The organism is Actinomadura meridiana (assembly GCF_039537545.1).
Taxonomy (GTDB): domain Bacteria; phylum Actinomycetota; class Actinomycetes; order Streptosporangiales; family Streptosporangiaceae; genus Spirillospora; species Spirillospora meridiana.
Window position 1 is genome coordinate 100,104 of the sequence record NZ_BAABAS010000029.1, and the last position, 20,785, is coordinate 120,888.

Below are 20,785 nucleotides of genomic sequence, written 5' to 3' on the forward strand. Positions count from 1 at the left end.
CTCATCGCGCACTCCGGCAGCCTATTGGGCGCTTCCGACAGGACGGCCCGGGATCGCGCCCAAGCCCTGACCACAATCGGCAGGCGGCACCGACCGCGCCGGGGCCGCGGCGACCCGGCACGATCATGATCGTGAACTGCCGCTCCCCGCTCCCCTCAGAAGCGTGCGGCTGCGCGCCTTGATGCTGGCATCGATGGCATCTTGGAGCCGCTGGTTACCGTTCAGGTGTGAAGCGCATCCGGGCCACTCGTCCCGTGTTCTCTCGATCACTTCGGCCACGCATTGCGGAAGGTCCGTCCCGACCGCTCCAAGACGGTCTTGAAGCTTCGAGAACGTGCGCAGCGTAACGTTGTGAAAGTGCCGGGTGCCGCCGAACTTGAGGCCGAGGTCCTCGGGTTCCTCACCCGTCCGGTAGGGAGCCGTCGAGACCAGGTCATAGGCCGGTGAAAGCGTCGGAACACGTGGGTCGCGGTAGAGAAGAGACCAGTTCTTCAAATGCGCGTCGCCGTTGGAGATCAGGACACAGAAGGCCAGTCTGCGAGTGAACTCCCGGAGCGCTTCGACGTCGTGCCGCCGGTAGATGAGGGATGCCACCGTCTCGAAGTTGCCAAGGTACTTCTTGTCCGGGTAGAGGTTCCGGACCTGCGCGAGATCTTCCATATGGACGAGCCGCCGCCCGCCCTCGCGGTCGAACCGCCGGATCACGTAGGCGACCTCTTCACCGTCCGGCCATATCTCCTCCGGCAGGTCATCGATCTGCGACCGATGCACCAGGCAGATCTCGGGCACGTCGATGCCGATCGCAGCGGCCAGGGACATCATGGCGAATTCGTTGCGCGGGACGTCCCGGTGAATCCGGTCCGGCAGCTTCATGATCCAGTCGCCGCCCTCGCCGTAGGCGGGCAGCGTCAGCCGGTCGTTCCGGCGCAGGACGGAGAACTTCAGCGCCACTCCCGCAAGGGAGAAGCGCCATCCGGCCGCCGGTTCATCATCGGCGCCGGATTGAGAGCTGCCCGGCAAAGAGTCGCCGTCCCACCAGTCGTCCGGGTCAACGGCTTCGGAGAAGACCCGCACGGCGCCGGGCAGGTCGTGTCCGACCTGAATGAGCAGTTCCATCTCACGTTGGGCGGAAACCCTGCGGTCCGCAGCGATCCAGTCGCGCAGCCTTCCTTCCGGAAGCAGGTTCGAGAACCACGGAGGCAACCGAACCGTCGCGGCGTGCACCGCCGACAGGTTCTGCTCGAAGCGCAGGCCGAGGACGGGCCGTTGCGGATCCTCACGGTATTCCGCGTCAAGGGTGAATCGGGTGCGGTCTCCTTGCTGCACGATAGTGCCGACCCGGCGCTCACCGAGCCAGACCCCGAAGCGCTTGTCAGGCGAGCTCATCGTCCTCTTCCAGGTCTTCGACGAGCAGTTGATCGAGGGGCGGCGTGTTCTCGAACCCCCATTCGCACCTGCTGCTGAGGAAGTCGGTGAGGCGCCGCTGAAGCGCCCCCTGACGCAGACGGAGGAACCCGACCGTGTCACCGCCGCGCAGTTGCTCCACCATCTCCGGGGTGATCTCGTGGGAGGCGAGAGCCTCCGGCCACACTGGGGGGTCGGCCCACTCATCCGGATCGGCGATCAAGGGGGCGCCGATGATCAGGTCCTCGACCGCACCGACGTCCTTGAACAGCACCGGCATGAGCACACGGTTCGCCGCCCACATCCGATACTCCGGCGGAACGAGGCGCCTCGGAACCACGTATCGGACGGCGTCGAGCGCCGTCTGCCGGTCCTGCAACGTGGCCGACAGGTCATCGATGTCGAACGGCTCACCGTCTTCGAGAGACCGGGGCCCCCTTTGCCACCAGGAGCAGAGCACCATCTTTGTGGCAGCCTCGTTACTGCGGAATCGACGCAGATCCGGAAGTGGCGAATCCGGCCTGTCCACGAGACTGAGCAGAGTTTCAAGCGATCCGGTGAGGTCATCCGGCTTCACCGCGAAACTGAGGAAGCGAATGGCCCCGGTGGTACTTCCCTTGAACGCCTCCGGCCCCACCACGGCCGCCCGCCAGAACCAACGGCGGAGCAGCCGAAGGTTCCGCTCGTCAGGCTTGGGATGGTGCGCGAACAACCGTGTCAACACGACAAGCAGGTGACGGTACGGCAGGAAGCTGTAGTGCGGAACCGAAGCCTCGTTCTGGAGGAACTGAACCGCCCTCCGCATCGCCTCCTCCGCCAGTCGGTACGCGGTTTCGCGGTCCTCGTCGGGAAACTCGATGATCGCGCGCGCGGAATGATACGACCGCTCGGGAGCCTCTCCCTCCCTGAACTCGTTGCGAATCTCGCGCTTCGTGTCCGGTCCCCGTCGCGCGAGTACCGATTGCAGAACGGTGTCGTTGTCGATCAGTCCGAAGCCGAGATCGTCGTCGATGTTCTGAGCGATCTTGTCGAACGTGAGGGCGACGTCCTTCTCATCCTCTTCACCGGCGAACAGAGCTGAGAATATCTCCGCACGGCTCAACCGCTTCCCATAGTTGTTCATCCGGTCGAAGATGTCCTGAAGCACCTTCGTATCGTCATGGACGACCTCGTAGGCCGGGATGGGAAACTGCCGCAGCCGTTGAGTTATCTCGTTGGCGTGCTCGACGTGTTCCACCGCTTCGGGGTGACTCCCGAACCAGCTCAGGACTTTGGTGAGATTGAACAGCACGGGAAGCGGGATGATCGTTGGTTCTTCGACCGGTGGCGTGGGCACGAACTGCCGGGCTCGCAGGTCGTACGCGAGGAGGAAGCGCGCATCGCTGACGTCCGGGTGCAGGGCGTTGGCCAGACTCGTGATGCGCTGCTGTCCATCGACCACCCAGAGCGCAGCCTGCGTCTGCGGAGCGTCGATGCGCAGATCGCCCAGCGTGAGTATCTTGGCGACCGCGGGCTTTCGCCAGAGCAGGAGCGATCCCACCGGATAGCCGCGCACGATGCTGTCGAAAAGCTTGCTGACATCGGACCTGTGCCACCGGAAATCCCGCTGGAAATGGGGAACGCGGATCATCCCGGCCCACGCCTGGTTCACCAGGGTCTCGACGTCGAACATCGTGGCGACGGGCCGCGTGTCAAGGCTCGCGTTCATCAGCTCTTCCTCCTCAGCCCGCCCTCTACGAGCCCCAGCTCCCGACCGGCACGAACGATCACCGCGTCAACATGATCTAGGCTCGCCCTCACCACCAGCGTCAAGCCGGTCTCCACCGTCCCGGAAAGCCTACCGACGACGGCGACGGTCCGGGCTCATTAAACGACCGCGTCGACCGCACAGCTTCGGCGGTGTCACCCGGTCGAACCGGTCGAACCGCACACCCTTGCGGCCGGGACCTTCCGATCAGCGCGGCCCTCACCGCCTCATGCGGCCGCACCCCCGCCCCATCGGCGAACACTCAAGCGAGTACGGCGACCACAGATCGAACGATGGTTTGCGTCACCTGGTCCGCGGAAGCACGATCAAGGCCAGAACCGGTCGTCCTTGACCACGACTTCGAGTAATTCAACCCGATCCACTCCACGACAATATCAACGTTCGCGACGCGGCACTCCAAATAACGACCCTTTTGCGTGTAGTAGTTACCGTTACCAGGAACAGCACTAATGAAATTTACGCGCGAAAGATCGAATGTGACGCACTCGTCGGCCACACCGGGAACACGCCGTGGAGGACCACTGTTGAAATCATTCAGCCGACGTCGGAGATTAACGTTGGCCATATCTTTTTCAGTAGACCGGATTTCCTTCCTCGCATCATCGACCGACGGGACGCGCAGAACAATCACTTTCAAATGTCTACTATGGGTCGAAGTATAAGCCGTCCATGAATAATCTTTCCTATCCGTCCCGTTCGAGAACCTGTCAAACCGCGCCCCTTTTAGCTCTTTTGGAATACTTCCAAAAATAGTAGATTCCAATTTTGGAAGCGAAATTATCAGACCGTCTGGTCGCTTGCTAACCACTACTGGACTCGGCGATCGAGAGGGCCGAGCATCTTGAGTAGAGCTATCACCGTCTCCGCAACCGCTCAGCGGCAGCAGCAACGAGAGCGCTCCTGCAACTAACCTGGTGAAGCGTGCAGGCCTGTGCACGAAGAGTGAGACAGTGATCACGCGATCATTCCTTCGGTGCTATTGAGTTCCCAGTCGAGCTACGCAGGTGAGGGGCCGCCTGGTGAGGCCGCGCACAGGACATCCACTGCGGTGAGTGGGTCGACGGGGATCACCACGGTGGTGAAGAGCAGGCACTCAGGCGAGTACAGCGGCTATGGATCGAACGACGGCTTGCGTTACCTGGTCCGCGGAAGCACGATCGAGGCCAGAGCCGATCGTCCTTGACCACGGCTTCGAATAATTCAACCCAATCCACTCCACAGAAATATCAACGTTCGCGACGCGACACTCCAGGTAGCGACCCCTTTGCGTATAGTAATTAACGTCACCGGCAACGCCGTTAACGCTATTTATGCTCGCCACATCAAAGGCGACACACTCGTCGGCCACGCCAGGAACGCGATGTGCCGGGCCACTGTCGAACGCATTCAGCGGACGTCGAAGGTGATCATTAGCAATTTCCGTTTCAGCGTACCGGACCTTCTTCCTCGCACTGGCAACTGTTGGATTACGCCTAACGGTGACCTCCAAACTTCTACTGTGGGTAGAGTCAAAAATATCCCAGGAGAAATTCTGGCGGTCCCTCGCGTCCGCGAACGTGTCACGATTGAATAGTGCCCCTTTCAGTTCTTTCGGAACACTTTTGTCAATAAGAGATTCCAATTTTGGCAGCGAAACTATTAGACCGTCTGGTTGTTTGTTGACCACTACCGGACTCTGAGCGTGCGAGGGGCGGCCACTCGAACCCCGAGTAGGGCCGTCACCGTCTCCGCAACCGCTCAGCGGCAATAACAACACCGACGTCGAGAGCGCACCCGCAACTGACCTAGTAAAATACCCGGGCCTACGCGCGAAACGCGAGATAGCGATCACGTCATCACGCCTTGTTATTTCTTCGGTCGCCGATCTGGCCGAGAACATTCACTACCCCACCGTCTGCGGCCACCGCTCCACCCGCAGGTGGATTGAACAACGCGATGACTCCGCCTGCGGTCGTGGCAGCGATTCCGATGAGTGAGTTGAGCACAGTTCGCGCTTTGAGGCCCCCCAGAGTTCTTGACTCACCGAGCGAACTCAGCTTCCGGTTCAGCATTTTCGCCGCATGCTTCAAAGCTTCACCGACGACCTCTACTTCAGACATGTCCACCACCGCGATCGCTACTTAAGACCGCCACCTGCGCTTACCATCCTTACGTCAGAAGTCTGCTGAAAGATTTCTATCAACTCGCGATCGTACTGATCAGTCGGAGAATGGTCAACACGTTGCATGAATCCGCACGGCACACCCCATCAACCTGCGACTACGCGGCGTAGATACGTAGTGGTATCGATACGATCGCCGTGGACCGATGCCAAATTTTGGCCAGGACAGAAACGGCGCGAGTCAATCGCGGCGCCTCGCTCGGGTGCGGATGGACGCTCGGTCCGATCCGGCACGCGCTGGAGTCCGCCGTGGGTGGGATCAGCTTGTGTTCCGGCAGGATTGGGATGTTCGTGGGTGGCCGACCGTGCCGGACCTGGTGGTTCTGGTTCGGACGAGTGCGGTCTCGGCGGCCTGCTCCCCTCCGCTCTGAGGTCGCGTGCGCCCGCACCTTCCGGATTACGCAGCCCCTACCTGCTCACTCCCCGACGCTCCTTCGCCGATCTCGGGGCGAGCATCGAAGCAAGCCGCTCACCCCGAGACCAGCGCAGGCACGACTAGGCCAGGTCGAGCGCGCCTTGCTTGATCCGTCCGACCAAGGCGGCGAACTCCGTGCTGCTCACATCCAGCAGCCCGCCGTTCGGGTCCTTGGAATCCCTGATACCAACACCACTGGCCAGCTCGCCAACTTCCACGCACATCTCGTCGGTGGAGTTACCGCTGTACGAGCTCTTACGCCAGTTAGTCGTCATGCGAACTCCTTCATGATCTTTTCGATCAGGGCACGGGATTCGCCTTCGGACGAGGCTTTCGCCCCGATCAGCTCGAAGTCTATGGCGATCTCACGAACCTCGGCGGCATCCTGGACCAACCGGCCACCATGGAACGCGCCGGTGTAGGCCACCTCCTTGCGCTCCAGGCTCATGACCTGGAATGGCCCGGCCAAGCCGACGTGCCAGCCGACCGATCGAGCGATGACGCGAATACTCACGTTTGGACGCTCACCCAACTCGAGCAGGCGCCGGAGCTGCGCCCTCATGACTTCGGGCCCTCCTACCGGACGATCCAGCGCGTCCTGATCGAGGAGAACCATCATCAGCGGGTGGTCTTCCCTGCCGATGATCAGTTCTTGCCGCGCCATACGGTTCGCGAGGGCCTTCCCTACGTCATCGACGCGGCCCATCGACAGCCCAGCGCGGGCGTAGTCCTCAGTCTGAAGAGGGGCTGGAATGTTCTGCCCTTGGTAGATGCGGAGGATATCCGCCGTCACCTCGTACTCGACGCTCTGACGAAACCAGTCCGGGGTGCCCAGCGACCGCGCGAATCCGAGCAGCCGCTCGAAGTGTCCTCCCGTGTCCCATGCCTGATCAAGGGACTTCGCCTGGGCCTTGTCGATGCAGGACCGCCCAGCCTCAATGTTCGCAACATGGGACCGGACACAGTGAATGATCTTGCCGACCTGAGTACCCGTGAGCCCACGCTTCTGACGGTAAAAGCGCAGGTCATAGGCCAGCCAGGCGTGGAGGGAAGAGGCGGGATCGATCTCATCGGCGGCGCTCATCGGCACCTCTCGGGGGTTTGTGTGTTTCTGAATACACCTCACTCTACTAACGGATCGTGATCCTGGAGGTACGAACCGTAAAACCTCCAGGAAGGAGCGGGCGACCGATGATCGCAACGCCGGACTGCCTGCTGATCCCCATGCTGGCATCCAAAGCAGCGCCGGGGCTGGCACGTACGCTCACACAAACACGTCTACACAAATGGGGCTACGCCCACATAACGGACGATGCGTTCCTCATCGCATCAGAACTGATCAGCAACGCCGTGGCGGCCACACCGGGCAAGGAGATCCGCTACCAGTGCAGTCGCGACGCGCACGGCGTCCTCATCGCCGTGTGGGACGCCAGCCCGGCCCGCCCGCGAATGCGCCCTCTGGAGCGCCTGACACTCGACACTCTCGACGTCTCCAAAGAGAACTGGGACAACAACGGCGGCCGGGGCCTACCGATAGTCGCGGCCCTCGCCACCTCATGCGGCCACACCCCCGAACCCTCCGGCGGAAAGTGGATATGGGCCCGTCTCAACCCATGACTCCCAGCCTGGTGAAACGCGGCGTGCTGGAGTTCCCGATGCTCAGAACCTCAGCACGCCGAACCACCTCGCACCACTACGCCCAAGGCGCCGGGCCGTGCCTGCGGACGTACAACACCCAGGCCGCGCGGTACGGGGAGCGCCCCCTCAGCCTTCCGCTACTTGGGTCACAGCCCCGGCCCGCCGAGCCGCAAGCCACTTCTCTGTTTGAGCCGTGGCGTCCTCGATGAACTGTTCCAACCCGGCCCGATCGTAGTCCGCTTCAACTACGAGAAACAGCAGCACGAAGACATGGGCGAGGACGACGTCTTCCACGTCGTTCCCGCCGTCGTCCTTAAGCTGGGGCGCGTTCAGGACCTCACGGATCAGGCTCTCGGCTACTAGCGCGTTAAGCGTTCCTCCGCTCTCCGCCAATGCGATACGCACCTCGGCGACGAGCTGGATGATGTCACTGCTCGTGTACGTCGGCGAAAACTTCCGCAGCACCGCCACGTGAAAGGCACCGACGATCAGCGACATGTAGCCCGCCGCCGTCTCGTCGTCCTCCTGAACCTGCTCGTGTATGGGAGTCCAAGCCGCTGGCCCCTCTAGGAGGAGAGCCCGCAACGCAAGGATGTTTTCCTCGCCAATCCTGACCGCCGAGTAGTCCATTAATTGGCAAGGTGACCGTCAGCAAGCTCACGCGCTTCGCGCAAGAAGGAGTCGAGCGCAGAGTCCGTGAACTCTCTCTCACTCACCATCACGGCAAGCAGAAATGCCTGATGGCCAAACATTCGATCTGGATCAGCATCAACCGCAGTACCCTTGCCAAGGATGTCGAGGATCATACTTTCAGCGATTTCTGGGCTAATTGTCTCTGCTATATCATCATCTTTTTGGCGCATCCGAGCAACGAAGTCAATCACCTCGGACTCCTCAGCAACCTTTCCATCCTTCCTGAAGTGGTCCTCGGTTGCCGCGATGAACGCGGCGGCGACCAGGGTGGTGTAACAGGTATTGGCTTCATCCGGGTCGAGCTGCCTCATCAGCTTGAGGTGCTCCTCACGGTTACCGACGAGTTGCGCCCGCAACACGGCGACCTGCTGATCCGTTATCTTCATGTCTCCTCCTCAAAAAGCCTTGCACGAAGTTAACACCCTGACGGATGGCTGTTACAGCAACTATAGCGAACCCCAGTCCACCAATCGTGGCGTCGCCCGCTTTAACGCTTTGATCGGTCGGGACGTTGGAGCCGTGATCAGGACGACTTCCAGAGTGTTGCCCCGTAGGCTCGACTCGTTTCATACCCTTATCGATAGGCTTGGAGAACTCGTCCAACACCTTATGCATATTTCCGACATTCTTCGTTAACCTGTCCAGAGTCTCAGACCTACGAGTTCTCTTTTCGGGGTCGCGGTCACGTAGATCACGGGCCATAGGATCGTCGTTGGGATCCCGTAGTTCCCCACGTTTAGGTTCGGCTTGTTCTCCGGCGGGGTCGAGTTGTTTGCGGGCGGGCAATCTCGCCGGGTCAGGCGTTTCGGTAAGGGCGGGTGCGGTTTCCGCGGGCCGTTCTCGTCCGTATCGGGGTTCTATGCGTACGCTGGCGTCGTCGCCGAGGCGCACGTCGGAAAGGATGGGGTTGGCGGGGGCCTCCGGGCTGGTGCCGTTGTCTTCGGCATTCCTATCACGGTCAGCATCGGACGTATCGCCATCCGTACGGGTGTCCGGTAATCCGCTGGTTTCGTTGTCGGGTGGGGACGGTTTGTCGGTGGACTCGTCCGGTATGGGCGTTGGCTGTTCAGCGTCCGATGTCGGCTGCGTCGCCCGGTCGGGCCGTGTTGGCCCTGCCTCGTTAATGGGGTCAGGGGCGTCCTGCGGCCGTCCCTCACCCTCGCTGGTGTCACGCGCTTCCCCGCCCTCGGCCTGAGGCTCGGTCGCGTCGGTCTGCCGCGTGGGTGAATCGAGCTGCGTGCCAGTCTGGCCGTCCTGCTCGGGGACGGGCTCACCGTCGCGGCCATCGCCCAGCTCCCCAGTGCCGCTGTCCTCGGCCTGCGGTCGGGCCGGGTCGGTTACGCGGGCAGGTGGTTCAGGTCGCTCGCCCGTCTCGGTCTCCGGCGTCGCGCTCTGCCCAGCAGTTTCGCGGGCACGGGCCCGACTCTCTAAGCGCGATGGCTGACCAGGCTGACCAGGCATATCCCGGTAGGGCCAACCGCTCGGCTCACCCCGTCCACCCTCACCCGATCGTCCACCGGCCTGGACGTCACGCCCTTCATCTGACGTGGTCTCGCCCGGCTGCCCCTGTTCCCGCGTGCGGGCAATGCTTTCCGGCCGGGACGGCTGGCCGGTAGACCCCGGCATGTCCTGGCCGGGCCGCTGACTCGTGGCTGGCTGCTCGGCTCGTCCCGCGCCAGCGGACATGCCTTCGCGTGGCTGGCCATTCACCGGTGTGGCAACTGGTTTGTCGTCGCGTTCCCGACTCGCCGGGGCACTGGTGTCCCCGGCCTCGCCCTGCGTCTGTGTCTCGCGAGCGCGGGCCCGACTCTCCAAGCGGGACGGCTGCCCGGGCGAACCCGGCATGTCGCGGTAGGGCTGGCTACGCGCGGCGGGCTGCTCAGACCGTCCGCCCTCGGTCCCGCCCTCACCGTTGCCGGCCTCGCGATCCTTACCGCTCTCCCGCGACCCGGCGGCGGCCTGCGGCTTGTCCTCCCTCGCCTCACCGGCCGGGTCCTTGCCCTCACCCTGCCCCTGTGCGTCACGGGCACGGGCCCGACTCTCCAACCGTGAAGGCTGCCCGGCGGAGCCCGGGTTGTCAGGCGGCGGAGCATACGACTTCTCGCCGGTCTCCGGGCGTGCGTCCGTCCCGCTGCCCTGTTCCACACCCACGCCCGCAGCCCTTTCCACCGGGAAAGGCGACCCGGCCCAGACCGAACCGTCCGCCAGGCATGCCCACAACGCGCGGGGCCCACATCCAGGACATGCTGTCCCCCATCAAATCGCGCATCACCAAAACGCGCACGGTCAAAAATCTCCTGATCAACCCTCCTCTTCCGACTCCACGGTTCCCCCGCCTGAGAACGATCACTTCGCCCACCCGCCACCACAAACAAGATGAAATCGCGCACAAAGCCGCACGATTCAACCGATGCACCCGCACACCATCCCGGAACCCACCCCAAGGGTCATCGTGCGAACGCAACGTCGCACAGACCTCACCAGGTAGAGGCCATCGCGTCCCACCAGAACGAGCCCTGACACCACCATCACGCGGCCGACTCTTCATCGTCCGGTCGCCGCGTCCCACATGCCCGATCGCACAGATACCCGCCACACCCGTCCCGCTAAAGCGCCCCGACAATGGGCTTCCCGATCAACGCTCACGCACGCCAACGGCCGCCCTGCGCTTGACGTCCCATCCCATACGAATCCACCAGTCGGGCAGACCCACCTCTCGCTCATCGCCGCAACCAGGGTCGCGCAGCACTCGACGTACCCCCGCCCACGACCCCGAACAAGCAGCCACCTAACGACTAGCACCGGCTCACGCGACACCGAACATGGCACCCGAAACACGACAAGCCCACCACGCGGACGCGCTCACGTCTCTGCCATCGCTCTTCCGGCTACAAGCCGTGCACGGACTTGCGCGTCCCCACCAAGAACACCAGAAACGCCAGCCCAACACTGGCCAACCAGCATTGCCCACGTACGCCATAGAACGCCATCAAGCGGCGGAACCCTCCACAGGGCGCACCGCTTAGCTTTCGCCCGCTCCAACCACTCCGAGAACACAGCACGAGACCCCCGACACGCCCACTCCTAATCCCCCTCGTAGAACACGGAACTCTATTGGGATCTCCAGATGCTGTATCCCCATACTGGTCAGCCAGCACCGGCCCACATTCGATTCCGTCAGACCTTCCGGAACACCCAAAACATCTCACGCGAAGGCCCCCTACCACCGGGCGTTCACCCTCAGCCTTCGCCCTCTCCAGCCGCTCCGAGAACACACCACGCGCCCAGGGAAATCACATCCCGATCCGCCTGGCGAACGGCGTCCCGTACCCCATCGGGAGGCGGCACGTTTTGGGGACCTCCCTAGACCCTACTGGTCAGCCAGCACCGGCCCACATTCCGCTCCGGTCAGACCTTCCGGAGCACGCCGAACCGCCTTACGCGGACGAGCCTCCACCACCGGGCGTCCAACCCTCGCCCTTCCCCCGCTCCAACCGCTCCGAGAACACAGCGTGTGCCTCCCGATACTCCGCCTCCCGGTCCGCTCGATAGAATGGGCCCTCGTAGCCCTCAGGGGGCAGGACACCTCCTGGATCGCGAAGATAGTTACGTAGTTGCTCGTAGTCTCCCTTTGTTTGGCTGGAACCAAATGAATTCCAGTTCGCTGCTATCTTTGCCCCATTTGCATCGAACCACATTTCTGATTCATAGCCGAAAAGCTGCGGAAAGCGAGCGCGATAGATCGCGCAGAGTTGCTCTGCCGATAGCCCCAACCAAACAGCCACCAACGCATCGATCTCCACAAGGGCTGCTCGCCGCTCACCTTCCGTACGCAACGGGGTGGCAGTATCCCAATCCGTTTTGACCGCGGCCAACGCCGAAATATTTGGCCAGCTTACCGCCCATTGCTCGCGAGACCATTCTGGTGAATAAAGTTCTCCCCACAAATCCGCGTATGCTTGCGTGAGACAATTGAGCCTTAGCGTACGTAGCAGAAGAGCAGTCTCAAGTGGATGCCCAGGCTCAGGAGTCGGCATACTCCTAGCCTTTGACACGCGGAGATCCGTGGTTCCTGTTATCCTCAGCAAATAGTCAATCGGTAGGCTAGACCAGAACCCACCTACGAGAACTGTCTCTTTAGTTCTCGCCATTGACAGGGAACTGACAGCGTCTACATGGGCCGGCCCAGGTGGATAGATTGCAGGAAAAAGACTTCGGTCAGTGTCATCGGGAATCATGCGGCGCCAGAAGACTCTAAAGAAGTCTGAGCATGGCCGCAAAGACTTATCCTTTAGGAAATCTTCAACCATACTGACAGGCACCTCTGAGGGTAGGCCCCCCTTTGCCTTTGCAAGCACTTCTCGCGCTCTTCTTTGTTCCTCGGGGGAGGACAAGTATTCGGCGTAGCGCTGACTGTCCATCCAAACCTCCTGTGCTCGACGGTATGTCTCACGGTCAGTGGCGCGCGCGTACTCCGACCGAGGCAAAGCCTCTTTATTCAGCTTGGTGAGATCTTGCGGACGACCTTTCGTTCCCGTATTGGGCGGTTGCTTGAAGAAAGGGGTGGCTACGCCGATTTGCGGACCCTTTAGAATTATCTCAGCCCAGTCATTTGGGTCATGAATATTCCATTTAATAAGACCATCGCTAACGGCGATGGTTTCGTTATATCCTTGAGTTATCCGCGACGCTCGCGCACTAAGACGATACGAAACCTCCCCCAGGATGCGTATCGCCTTCTGTTCCACTGCACTGACTGGGTAAAGAAGCCGTACTTCCTCAGAAGGAACTGGGTCTCCGGAAAGATTTCGCCACTCCGAAAGAACGTCAGAATCAACCATGATAACACGGGATTTGTGTGGTCGCTCATCCCATGTTCCACCATACTTAATCCCCGGCAACGCACCTGCACCTTGATGCTCGAAAGAATCAATTAGCGCGGATGGAGCGAAAAGCCAGCTCAGGTGAGCAAAACTGATACGCCTCGGGGTGCCATAGACATGCAGACCAAAATGCGAGCTTCGATTCACCGGCGGAGGGAAGAAACGATTCCCGGAATTAACGAAGTCTGCATGCACGCGCAGACGCGCGTATGCTGCCGCACGTAGTTTCTTTTCCTTCTCGCCAGTAAAATGCGTATCCGGGTGCAGCAAACCAGCCGTCCCACGCCAGCCAATATTACTCCACACTCGAATCATGAAGGCACGGTACAGATCAGGCCGCGTGCCCCGCAAAAGTTGATAGTTTGCGACCGAGCCAACAAAGTTGGACCCTCCTGCCTGCGCAGCCAACTCATCGACAACGAAGCCTGATGATGCCGTGTTACAGACCAAACGTGTCTTGCGTTGACGGCGCTCGTCCGCAGTCGCTTTTTCAATGAGCTTAAACCAGGGATCCAATTCAGCAAGAACGCCAGCTTCGTCCCACTCAGGACGAACCCATGGAGGATTACCCGCTTGCAGATCAAAGCCGCCCTTGTGGAAGATTTGGGCGAATTGGAGTTCCCAGTGGAAGAAGCCCTGTTGGGTTGCGATTCCGTCCTCGGGGTCGGTGATGGTTGGGAGCCAGGGGAAGCGGGCCAGGAGGCGGTCGGGTGAGTCCATGACCATCCAGCCGGGGATCTGCTCCTCGAACTCGCTGAGTTTGTCCAGCGTCAGCTCTTCCTCGGCGCCGAAGGTGCCTTCCGTGTTGTCAAGGCTGCCGAGGGTGGCCTCGGCGAAGTCGAGCCAGTCGTCCAGGTCGGCGAGCGGGATCACAGGGCGGCGGTCGACGCGGGTGGGTTTGCGGGGTGAAGTGGGGCGGGGCTTGGGCTGGGTGATCGACGTTTGGACAGGGGTGTCCCCGAAGAGCGACGCGGACTCCCAGGTTTGCGGGAATCCGGACGGCGCGGGGTCCGGTGTCTCGATTGGTGCGGGCGGGACGCTGTCGAGGACGTTGTCCTTCAGCCGGTCGTAGATGTCGTCTGAGCCGTCCAGGAGTGCGGCCTTGTCCAGGGGCCAGAACCAGAGGGCGCACCAGGTGTCTATCAAGGTTTTGAGGCGCCAGAAGGGCGTGCCGGGGTGCGTTAGGTCCTTGAGGATCTGTTCGCGGGAGACGACCTCGTCCGCTGGCTCGCGTAGGTCGTCGGCGCCCCAGACTCGGATGCGGCGGCTGATGTCCTTCTCGGATAGTTCCAAGCGCTTGCTGACCAAGTCCCATAGGTACTCGGCGCGGCGGGCCAAGCCCTGGAGGCGTTGGACCTGGGTGAGTTTCTGTCCCTGCTTCTTCTTGGTGGACGGGTCCTTGAGCATGCCCTTGCGCCAGTCGGCCAGGCGTTTGGCGTCCTCGGGGGCGAGGTTCTTGGCTTCCTTCTCGCTCGCTACCGCTCCCCAACCCTGGGCGGGCAGGAGGAAGTGGTGGATGTGGCCGTCGGGGATCGGGCCGTTGCGGAAGGGGTGGTCGTTGGGGGCTGTGGTCAGCCACGCCTTCTTTTTGAGGTGGTGCGCCTCGTAGAGGCGGCGGCCTGCGCCGATCAGGGAGTTGCCTCGGCGGAGGTGCAGGCCGAACCAGGGGGCTTGCAGGCCCTGGTGCATGACGTTCAGCCAGAGGGAGACCTCGGCCAGTTCGACGGCCGTCTCGTTGAGGTCTACTCCGTAGGAGTTGTGCAGGGCGATGTACGCCTTGACCTTTTGCAACTCTTCCGCGTAGCGGTCGGGTTCGAGGCTCTGGTTCTTTTCGGCCTGGCGTCGTTTCAGGTATTCGGCGGCAACTTGATTAATCGCCTCGTTGAGGAAGGCGCCGGAGCCCAGGGCGGGTTCGCAGATCGTCCAGTCGAGGATCTCGCGGGCCTGGGTGGTCGTGCCGTCCTGGTCCAGGCGTTCACGGAGGGCCAGTTGGACGGTGACCTGGGTCAGCGACTCGGGGGTGTAGTAGGACGCGCTGGTCTGGCGGTCGCGGCCTGCGAGCCGGTAGACGAACGCGCCGGGCTTGTAGCGGACGCGGTCTTCGGTTTTGATTCCGTGCTCGTCCACGCGGCGGACGAAGACGGCGTCCTCGTAGTCGTCGACCTTGGAGGCGGGGATCATCCAGGAGCCGTCCTTGGGGTCGCCGTTCTTGGCGACCTCGTACAACTCTTCTTGCGCGATGAATCCCGTGTACGACATCAGGCCCTCGTACACCGCGCCGAGCTGATTGATGCCGAGCTGCGCGTACGAGATGAAGCCGCCGCGTTCCTTGCGCTTGCCCTTGGCGAGCATGAGCAGGCGCAGCACCTTGTAGAGCGCCTCGTTGCGGAGGCGGGTGTCGATGGGCGGAGAGTCGGGGTCGTCCTCGTCCAGGTCGATGGCGTCCTTGCCGATGAATTCCGTCTTCTTCGGGTCGAACAGGTCCGACTTGAGGGGTTCGAAGCGGAGTCCTTCGCCGTCCGAGCCGAGCGTGAGGCCCGCGCCGCGCGGGTTGCGGCCGTCGTTGACCATGTGGAACAGCAGGTCGAGCGACTCGTACAGGTGGACGCTGCGACGCGATTCCTCCGAGACCAGGTCGCGGACGATCAGGTCGCCGAGGCGGGCCATGCTGTAGCCCTTGACGTACGCCTCGTCGTCGGTGGGGAGGATGCCGAGTTCGGGGCGGGCCTCGGCGTACAGGAGGAAGAGAATTCGGTAGAGGTAGCGGAGGGATTCGCGGCCGAGCTCCTTGGCGAAGGCCGCCGGTTCCATGACCTCTTCGGGGCGGACTCCCTGTTCACGCATTCGGTCGAGGACTTCGTTCGCGATGATCTCGACGGATTCGCGGAGTCCTTCGCGGAGTTCCTTGGACACGCCGACGGCGTGCTGGCGGGAGCCGGAGAGCAGTTCGGCGAGGGGTTCGGCTCCGCCTTCCTCGGGTGGGAGCAGCGAATCCGCGCTGAAGAGGGCGGCGATCGTTTCGATTTCGCTGGTCGCGGCGGTGCTGCGGCCGAGCGCCACGTCCAGGCTGACGGCGAGGTAGCGTCCCTCGCCCCACGTCAGCCGGTCGGCGAGGATCACGACGCCGCCCGCGAGAATCAGCACGTAGCGGGGCGGCTCGTCGGCGGCGAACAGCCAGGACGCGAGCTTGTCGCCGGTCCGGAGCATGTGCGGGTGGTCGAGTTCGACGGGGGTGAGGAGGCGTCCGGCCTCGCTGCTGTCGAGGGCGGCGTCGACGTCGGGGGCCCATCCGCATTCGATCGCAATGACGCTGGGTCGGTCGGCGGGCTCGGCGTGGGCGACGGCTACTTCGTATTGTTTGTCGGAGCGTTCGACTGTAAGGACGCGCGGCTCGGCCTTGAAGCCCAGGGCGCGAAGGATGTCGCCGTGCAGTTCGTGGAGGGACTTCTTCCATTCGTCGATCTTCGGGAGGTCCCTGCCCTCGCGGACCGTCTCCAGAGCGTCCGCGAAAGTGGGACGGTCCTTGAAGTAGCTGCGTTTGAGGCCGCGCAGGCCGGTGCGGGGGGTCGGCTGTCCGTCATTCTCAGCCTCGGTCCAGCGGGCGAGGAGTCCTTCCTTTTTCTTCAGGTCCTTGGGGAGGACCTCGGCCAGGTAGTGGGCCGAGAAGTAGTCGCCGCGGTTGACGATCGAGTCGTAGGTCACGAGTCCCCCTCAAGCACGGCGAGAATGCGCAGCAGCGGCTCACCCGTTGTTTCCAGGCTTCGGAGCAACCGTTTCTGGTCGGCGACGGTGTCGGTCACGTGTCCCCGTTTCTTCGCACCGTGCGAACTCCCGTCCAGGCTCTTCAAACTTTCGCGCTCCCACAGTTCGAGTTGGCCGTCGTACTCGCGGAGCGGGCGCGCTACCTCGTCGTCGTGGCGGTCGCGCTGCTCGTCCAGGTGGCGGCGAGCGGCCCGGATCGCGGGGACGATGAGCGGGGTGAGCCGGTCGATATCGGGTGTTCGGTTGGTGTTGATCATTTGGGGGCCGACTCCGGCCGCGGTGAGGACCTCGGTCATGTCCCGGACGACGGGGGTGTCGGGCAGGCCGCTGATCGCCATCCAGTCGACCACCGTGGGCTGTCCGAGCGCGTTGGAGTAGATGCCCTGGACGAGGAACGTCGGCTCGTCGACCGTCGCGGTGATGACGGGCGCCTGGCGGCGGACGAGTTGTACCTGCACCTTGTCCACCAGCCATTCGACCATCGGGTGCAGGTCGGACAGGTAGGCGATGTCCGGCCACATGGTCTTGGTGCGGCGCGCCTCGTCCAGCTTGCGCTGTGCGAGGTCGCGGTCGAAGGTGACCTTCATCCGCTCGGTGATCTTGTGGGTGCGCAGGTAGGACGTCGGCAGCGCGGAGAGACGCTGGACGAGGTCGCGGGGCGGTTCGAAGGCGAGCAGCCCGCCGTCGTCGTCGACGCGCAGGGTCGGGCAGACGGTGCGCAGTGCCTCGCGGACGAACTCCTCCGTCGACCCGAACAGTTTCGGGACGCGGGCGCGCCTGACCTCGGCGCGTGCTTCTTCCTGCTCCACCGCGCCGAACAGGTTCGCCAGGAAGTCGACGGGCGGCGCCTCGGCGAGGGACTCCTCCACCGACTTGCCCTTGAGCAGGTCCTTGATGAGGCGGTCTTCTTCCTTCTTCGCGGTGAACTCGCGGGTGACGGCCTCCGCCGTTCCGATGCTGCGGTGTGCTTCCTCTTCGCGTTTGAGCAGCTTTTCGGCGACGGTGGTGTCGTCCAGCGCGCCTTCGGTCTGCGAGGTCAGGACGATCGCGCGGAACTGCGGCTGGTGCTCCTGCCCGTACCGGTCGATGCGGCCGTTGCGCTGCTCGATCCGGATGAGGCTCCACGGCAGGTCGTAGTGGATCAGGTGGTGGCACTGCCGGTGCAGGTTCACGCCCTCGGACGCCACGTCCCCGGTGAACAAGAGGCGGACCTTGCTGTCGGCGAGGGAGAACGTCTCGACGATTTCCTGCTGCCGCTGGTCGGAGAAGCCGCCGTGCATGATCTGCACCTGGTCGGCGGCGAGGCCGAGTTCGGCGGGGACGGTCTGGGCGAGCCATTCCAGGGTCGGGATGCTCTCGGAGAACACGACGGCGCGCATTGTCCCCTTGGCCTTCACGCCGATGCGTTTCAGCTCGTCCACGAGGGCCTTGCGTTTGGCCGAGTCCGTGTCGTTCATCTGCTGGACGAGGAAGGCGAGGTCGTTGAGGGCCTCGATCTCGCGCTGCTCGCTGGCGTTCTTCAACCGTTTCGCGACGGTCGTGGCGAGCGCGACATGCGACGACAGGAACGCTTTCGCGAGCGTGTAGGGGAAAAGGCGGCGGTCATTGTCGACGACCGGGCGGCCGGTGCCGTCCGGTCCGGGCAGCCAGACCTCGGCCAGTTCGGTGAAGATCGCCTCTTCCTTGGGCGTGGCGGGGCTCCGCAGCGAGACGGACGGGCCCCGGTCGGGCCAGCGACCGCCGATCTGGTCGCGCACCTCGTCGCTGATCTTCGTCCGGCGGATGTAGAGGTGGTCGATGTCGGACGCCGAATACTCCTTCGGGTTCGCGATGGCGGCCGGGTCGAGCAGGCCGATCAGCTCGGCGAACGACGTGGCGTCGCCGTTGTGCGGGGTCGCGCTCGCCAGCAGCAGCGCGTCGGTGTGCCTGGCGAGGAGGCGGGCCAGCTTGTTTCGGAGGTTTCCCTCGTTGATGAGGTTGTGGGACTCGTCGATCACGACGGCGTCCCAGTGCATGTTCTCCAGATGCTGCCCGTACCGGCCCTGGTTCTTGAGGGTGTCGACGGAGATGATGACGCGCTTGTAGTACAGGAACGGGTTGCGTCCGGCGGGGATGTCGCGCTGGATCCGTTCGATGCCGACCGAGTCGAGCCGGACGAGCGGGATCGCGAACCGCGTCCACAGTTCGTGCTGGAACTGTTCGAGGACCTGCTGCGGTGTCACGACGAGGATGCGTTCGCCGCGTCCCCTTCGGATCAGTTCCGCCAGGATCAGTCCGACTTCGAGGGTCTTGCCGAGGCCGACGACGTCCGCGAGGAGGATGCGGGGGCGTAGGCCCCTGAGCGCCAGTTCCGCCGGGCGCTGCTGGTAGGTGAGCGGGTCGAGCAGGAACCGATCAGCCAGGGCCAAGCCGCGTTCCGACTGCGGCAGGGGCGTGCGGCGCAGCACCGACTCCAGGTAGAGGCGGCTGCGCGCGAACGCCGACGACGTGTCGGCGACGAGCCGGGTGTCCTCGGGACGCAGCGGGACGACGTCGTCGATCTTGGTGAAGAAGACCGCGTCCTCGTCCCGGACGAACTCCGAGACGCCCACAACGGTGACCTTGTTGCCGTCGCGGGGCGTGGGGGTGCAGGTGCGCACCATCCACTCCGCGTCGCGGACCTCGACGCGAGCGCCCGGCGCGAACGGGGTCTCGGTCTCTGCGGAGGAGGTCACTCGGCGGGCTCCTTACGGTCGTTCACTGGCGATCGGGTGGGACGAGCGGGGGCGGCGCCCGTCAGAGTCTGGTGCCGGGCCCGTAGGCGAGGGCCAGCCGGTCCGCGAGGGAGGCGACGACCGGACGGGGCGCCGAGCGCTCCCGATGCCGAGGCCGGACGGGACGGCGGGGCGGCTCGATGTCGGACGGCGGGTCGTCCGGCCGCTCGACGTAGGTGAGCGTCGCGAAGTGGACGCGGGCGTCCCACGGGGTCAGACCGTCGGCGGCGAGCACCCCGCGGAACTCGGCGGACGCCTCCGCCGGGGTCGGCCGGGCCTCCGGGTCATGGGCCGTCATCGCCTCGATCGCCGGTTCCAGCGACGCGGGGAGGCCCGACAGGTCGGGCTTCTTGTCGGGGTTCGCGATCGCGAAGTACAGCGCGTGCCCGTTCATCGGCCCGTACGGGAGATGCCTGGTCAGCGCGTAGAGCAGCGTGACGCCCGTCGAGTACACGTCCGTCGCCGGTGTCAGGTCCTTCGCCGACTCGACCTGCTCGGGCGACATGAAGACGGGCGTGCCGAGCCGCATGCCCGTCTGGGTGAGGCCGTCGTCCGCCTCCGCCAGGTCGACGAGGCCGAAGTCGATGACCTTCGGGCCGTCCGGGCCGAGCAGGATGTTGGCGGGCTTCATGTCGCGGTGCAGGATGTCGGCGGCGTGGATGTCGGCGAGCGCCTCGGCCAGTAGGAAGCCCAGTGCCGCGCCCATCTCGGCGGTGAGCGGCGGGTGGCCCTCGAGGTACTCCTTGAGCGTCTCGCCGCGCACGTGGTCCATCGCGAGCCACGGGCTGTCGGCGTCCGGCTCGGACGCCGCCACGAGACCGGCGACGTGCGGCCCCTGCACCATCCGCATGGCGCGGACCTCGCGGTCGAAACGCTCGCGGATGCCGACCTGGCTCGACAGGCCGTCCCGGATCACCTTGACCGCGACCCGTTCGGCATCGGGGGTGACACCGAAGTACACGACGCCCATCCCGCCCTCGCCGAGCCTGCCGTGCAGCTCGATGCCTCCGACCTCCCGCGGATCGGACGGTTCGAGCGGCTTCATCGGCGCCCGCCTTCCCAGGACGGCACTGACCAGGGTCGTCCGGCCAACACCCGGCTGGACAGCCAGGATAGGGCGGCGCGGGCGACCGTGGCGCCGTTCACAGAAGGGCGCGGCACGGTGACCGCCCGCGGTGCCCGGCCTGGGCGCCCCGAAAGGGTGGCTCAGGCGCCTGGAGTCGGAGGTGTCGTCCCAGGTCGGATGGGGTTTGGCTGCCTTGGGACGGCCGGATTCTCCGTCCGCGGGGAACGGCTGGCCGTAGTCGG

General features: G+C 63.7%; 12 protein-coding genes. 1 reads left to right on the plus strand and 11 read right to left on the minus strand.

The genetic code is table 11. The features are described from left to right. Positions 1 to 123: 123 nt before the first annotated feature. From ABD808_RS35580 to ABD808_RS35605, 6 genes are all read right to left on the minus strand, one after another. Entirely contained in the window at positions 124 to 1,386 is a 1,263-nt protein-coding gene (locus ABD808_RS35580; RefSeq protein WP_344906924.1) for a type II toxin-antitoxin system HipA family toxin, read from the minus strand. Further along, complete coding sequence (locus tag ABD808_RS35585; protein WP_344906927.1) at positions 1,373 to 3,112, minus strand: DUF262 domain-containing protein; 1,740 nt, start codon at positions 3,110 to 3,112, stop codon at positions 1,373 to 1,375. The genes ABD808_RS35580 and ABD808_RS35585 overlap by 14 nt, the downstream gene beginning before the upstream one ends. A gap of 301 nt (positions 3,113 to 3,413) precedes the next feature. Beyond that, on the minus strand, positions 3,414 to 3,803 hold the full coding sequence (locus tag ABD808_RS35590; RefSeq protein ID WP_344906930.1) for a hypothetical protein: 390 nt from the start codon (positions 3,801 to 3,803) through the stop codon (positions 3,414 to 3,416). A 1,204-nt stretch (positions 3,804 to 5,007) separates the two neighbouring features. Then, positions 5,008 to 5,271, minus strand: a complete 264-nt coding sequence (locus tag ABD808_RS35595) for a hypothetical protein (protein WP_344906933.1) — start codon at positions 5,269 to 5,271, stop codon at positions 5,008 to 5,010. A gap of 557 nt (positions 5,272 to 5,828) precedes the next feature. Then, a complete protein-coding gene (locus ABD808_RS35600; RefSeq protein ID WP_344906936.1) occupies positions 5,829 to 6,023 on the minus strand; it encodes a DUF397 domain-containing protein in 195 nt (64 codons plus the stop codon). Next, positions 6,020 to 6,832 (minus strand): helix-turn-helix domain-containing protein, encoded by an 813-nt coding sequence (locus ABD808_RS35605; RefSeq protein WP_344906938.1) that lies wholly within the window; start codon positions 6,830 to 6,832, stop codon positions 6,020 to 6,022. The genes ABD808_RS35600 and ABD808_RS35605 overlap by 4 nt, the downstream gene beginning before the upstream one ends. A gap of 107 nt (positions 6,833 to 6,939) precedes the next feature. Here ABD808_RS35605 and ABD808_RS35610 point away from each other — a divergent pair, with 107 nt between their 5' ends. Then, positions 6,940 to 7,365 carry an ATP-binding protein gene (locus tag ABD808_RS35610; RefSeq protein WP_344906940.1) on the plus strand — a complete coding sequence of 142 codons (426 nt, stop codon included), beginning with the start codon at positions 6,940 to 6,942 and terminating at the stop codon, positions 7,363 to 7,365. A 147-nt stretch (positions 7,366 to 7,512) separates the two neighbouring features. On the opposite strand, the gene ABD808_RS35615 is transcribed toward ABD808_RS35610, so the two are convergent. The 5 genes from ABD808_RS35615 to ABD808_RS35635 all read right to left on the minus strand — a co-directional run bounded on the left by ABD808_RS35615 (position 7,513) and on the right by ABD808_RS35635 (position 20,522). Continuing rightward, entirely contained in the window at positions 7,513 to 8,016 is a 504-nt protein-coding gene (locus ABD808_RS35615) for a hypothetical protein (protein ID WP_344906943.1), read from the minus strand. Continuing rightward, a complete protein-coding gene (locus tag ABD808_RS35620; RefSeq protein WP_344906946.1) occupies positions 8,016 to 8,465 on the minus strand; it encodes a hypothetical protein in 450 nt (149 codons plus the stop codon). Before ABD808_RS35620 ends, ABD808_RS35615 begins: the two co-directional genes overlap by 1 nt. Before the next feature lie 3,051 nt (positions 8,466 to 11,516). Beyond that, positions 11,517 to 16,664, minus strand: coding sequence for a class I SAM-dependent DNA methyltransferase (locus tag ABD808_RS35625; RefSeq protein ID WP_344906949.1), 5,148 nt, complete (start codon positions 16,662 to 16,664; stop codon positions 11,517 to 11,519). Next, complete coding sequence (locus ABD808_RS35630) at positions 16,661 to 19,438, minus strand: DEAD/DEAH box helicase (protein WP_344906952.1); 2,778 nt, start codon at positions 19,436 to 19,438, stop codon at positions 16,661 to 16,663. Before ABD808_RS35630 ends, ABD808_RS35625 begins: the two co-directional genes overlap by 4 nt. A 61-nt stretch (positions 19,439 to 19,499) precedes the next feature. Then, the gene (locus ABD808_RS35635; protein ID WP_344906955.1) at positions 19,500 to 20,522 is read right to left on the minus strand and encodes a serine/threonine-protein kinase; all 1,023 of its coding nucleotides are present in this window, start codon (positions 20,520 to 20,522) and stop codon (positions 19,500 to 19,502) included. Positions 20,523 to 20,785 lie beyond the last annotated feature (263 nt).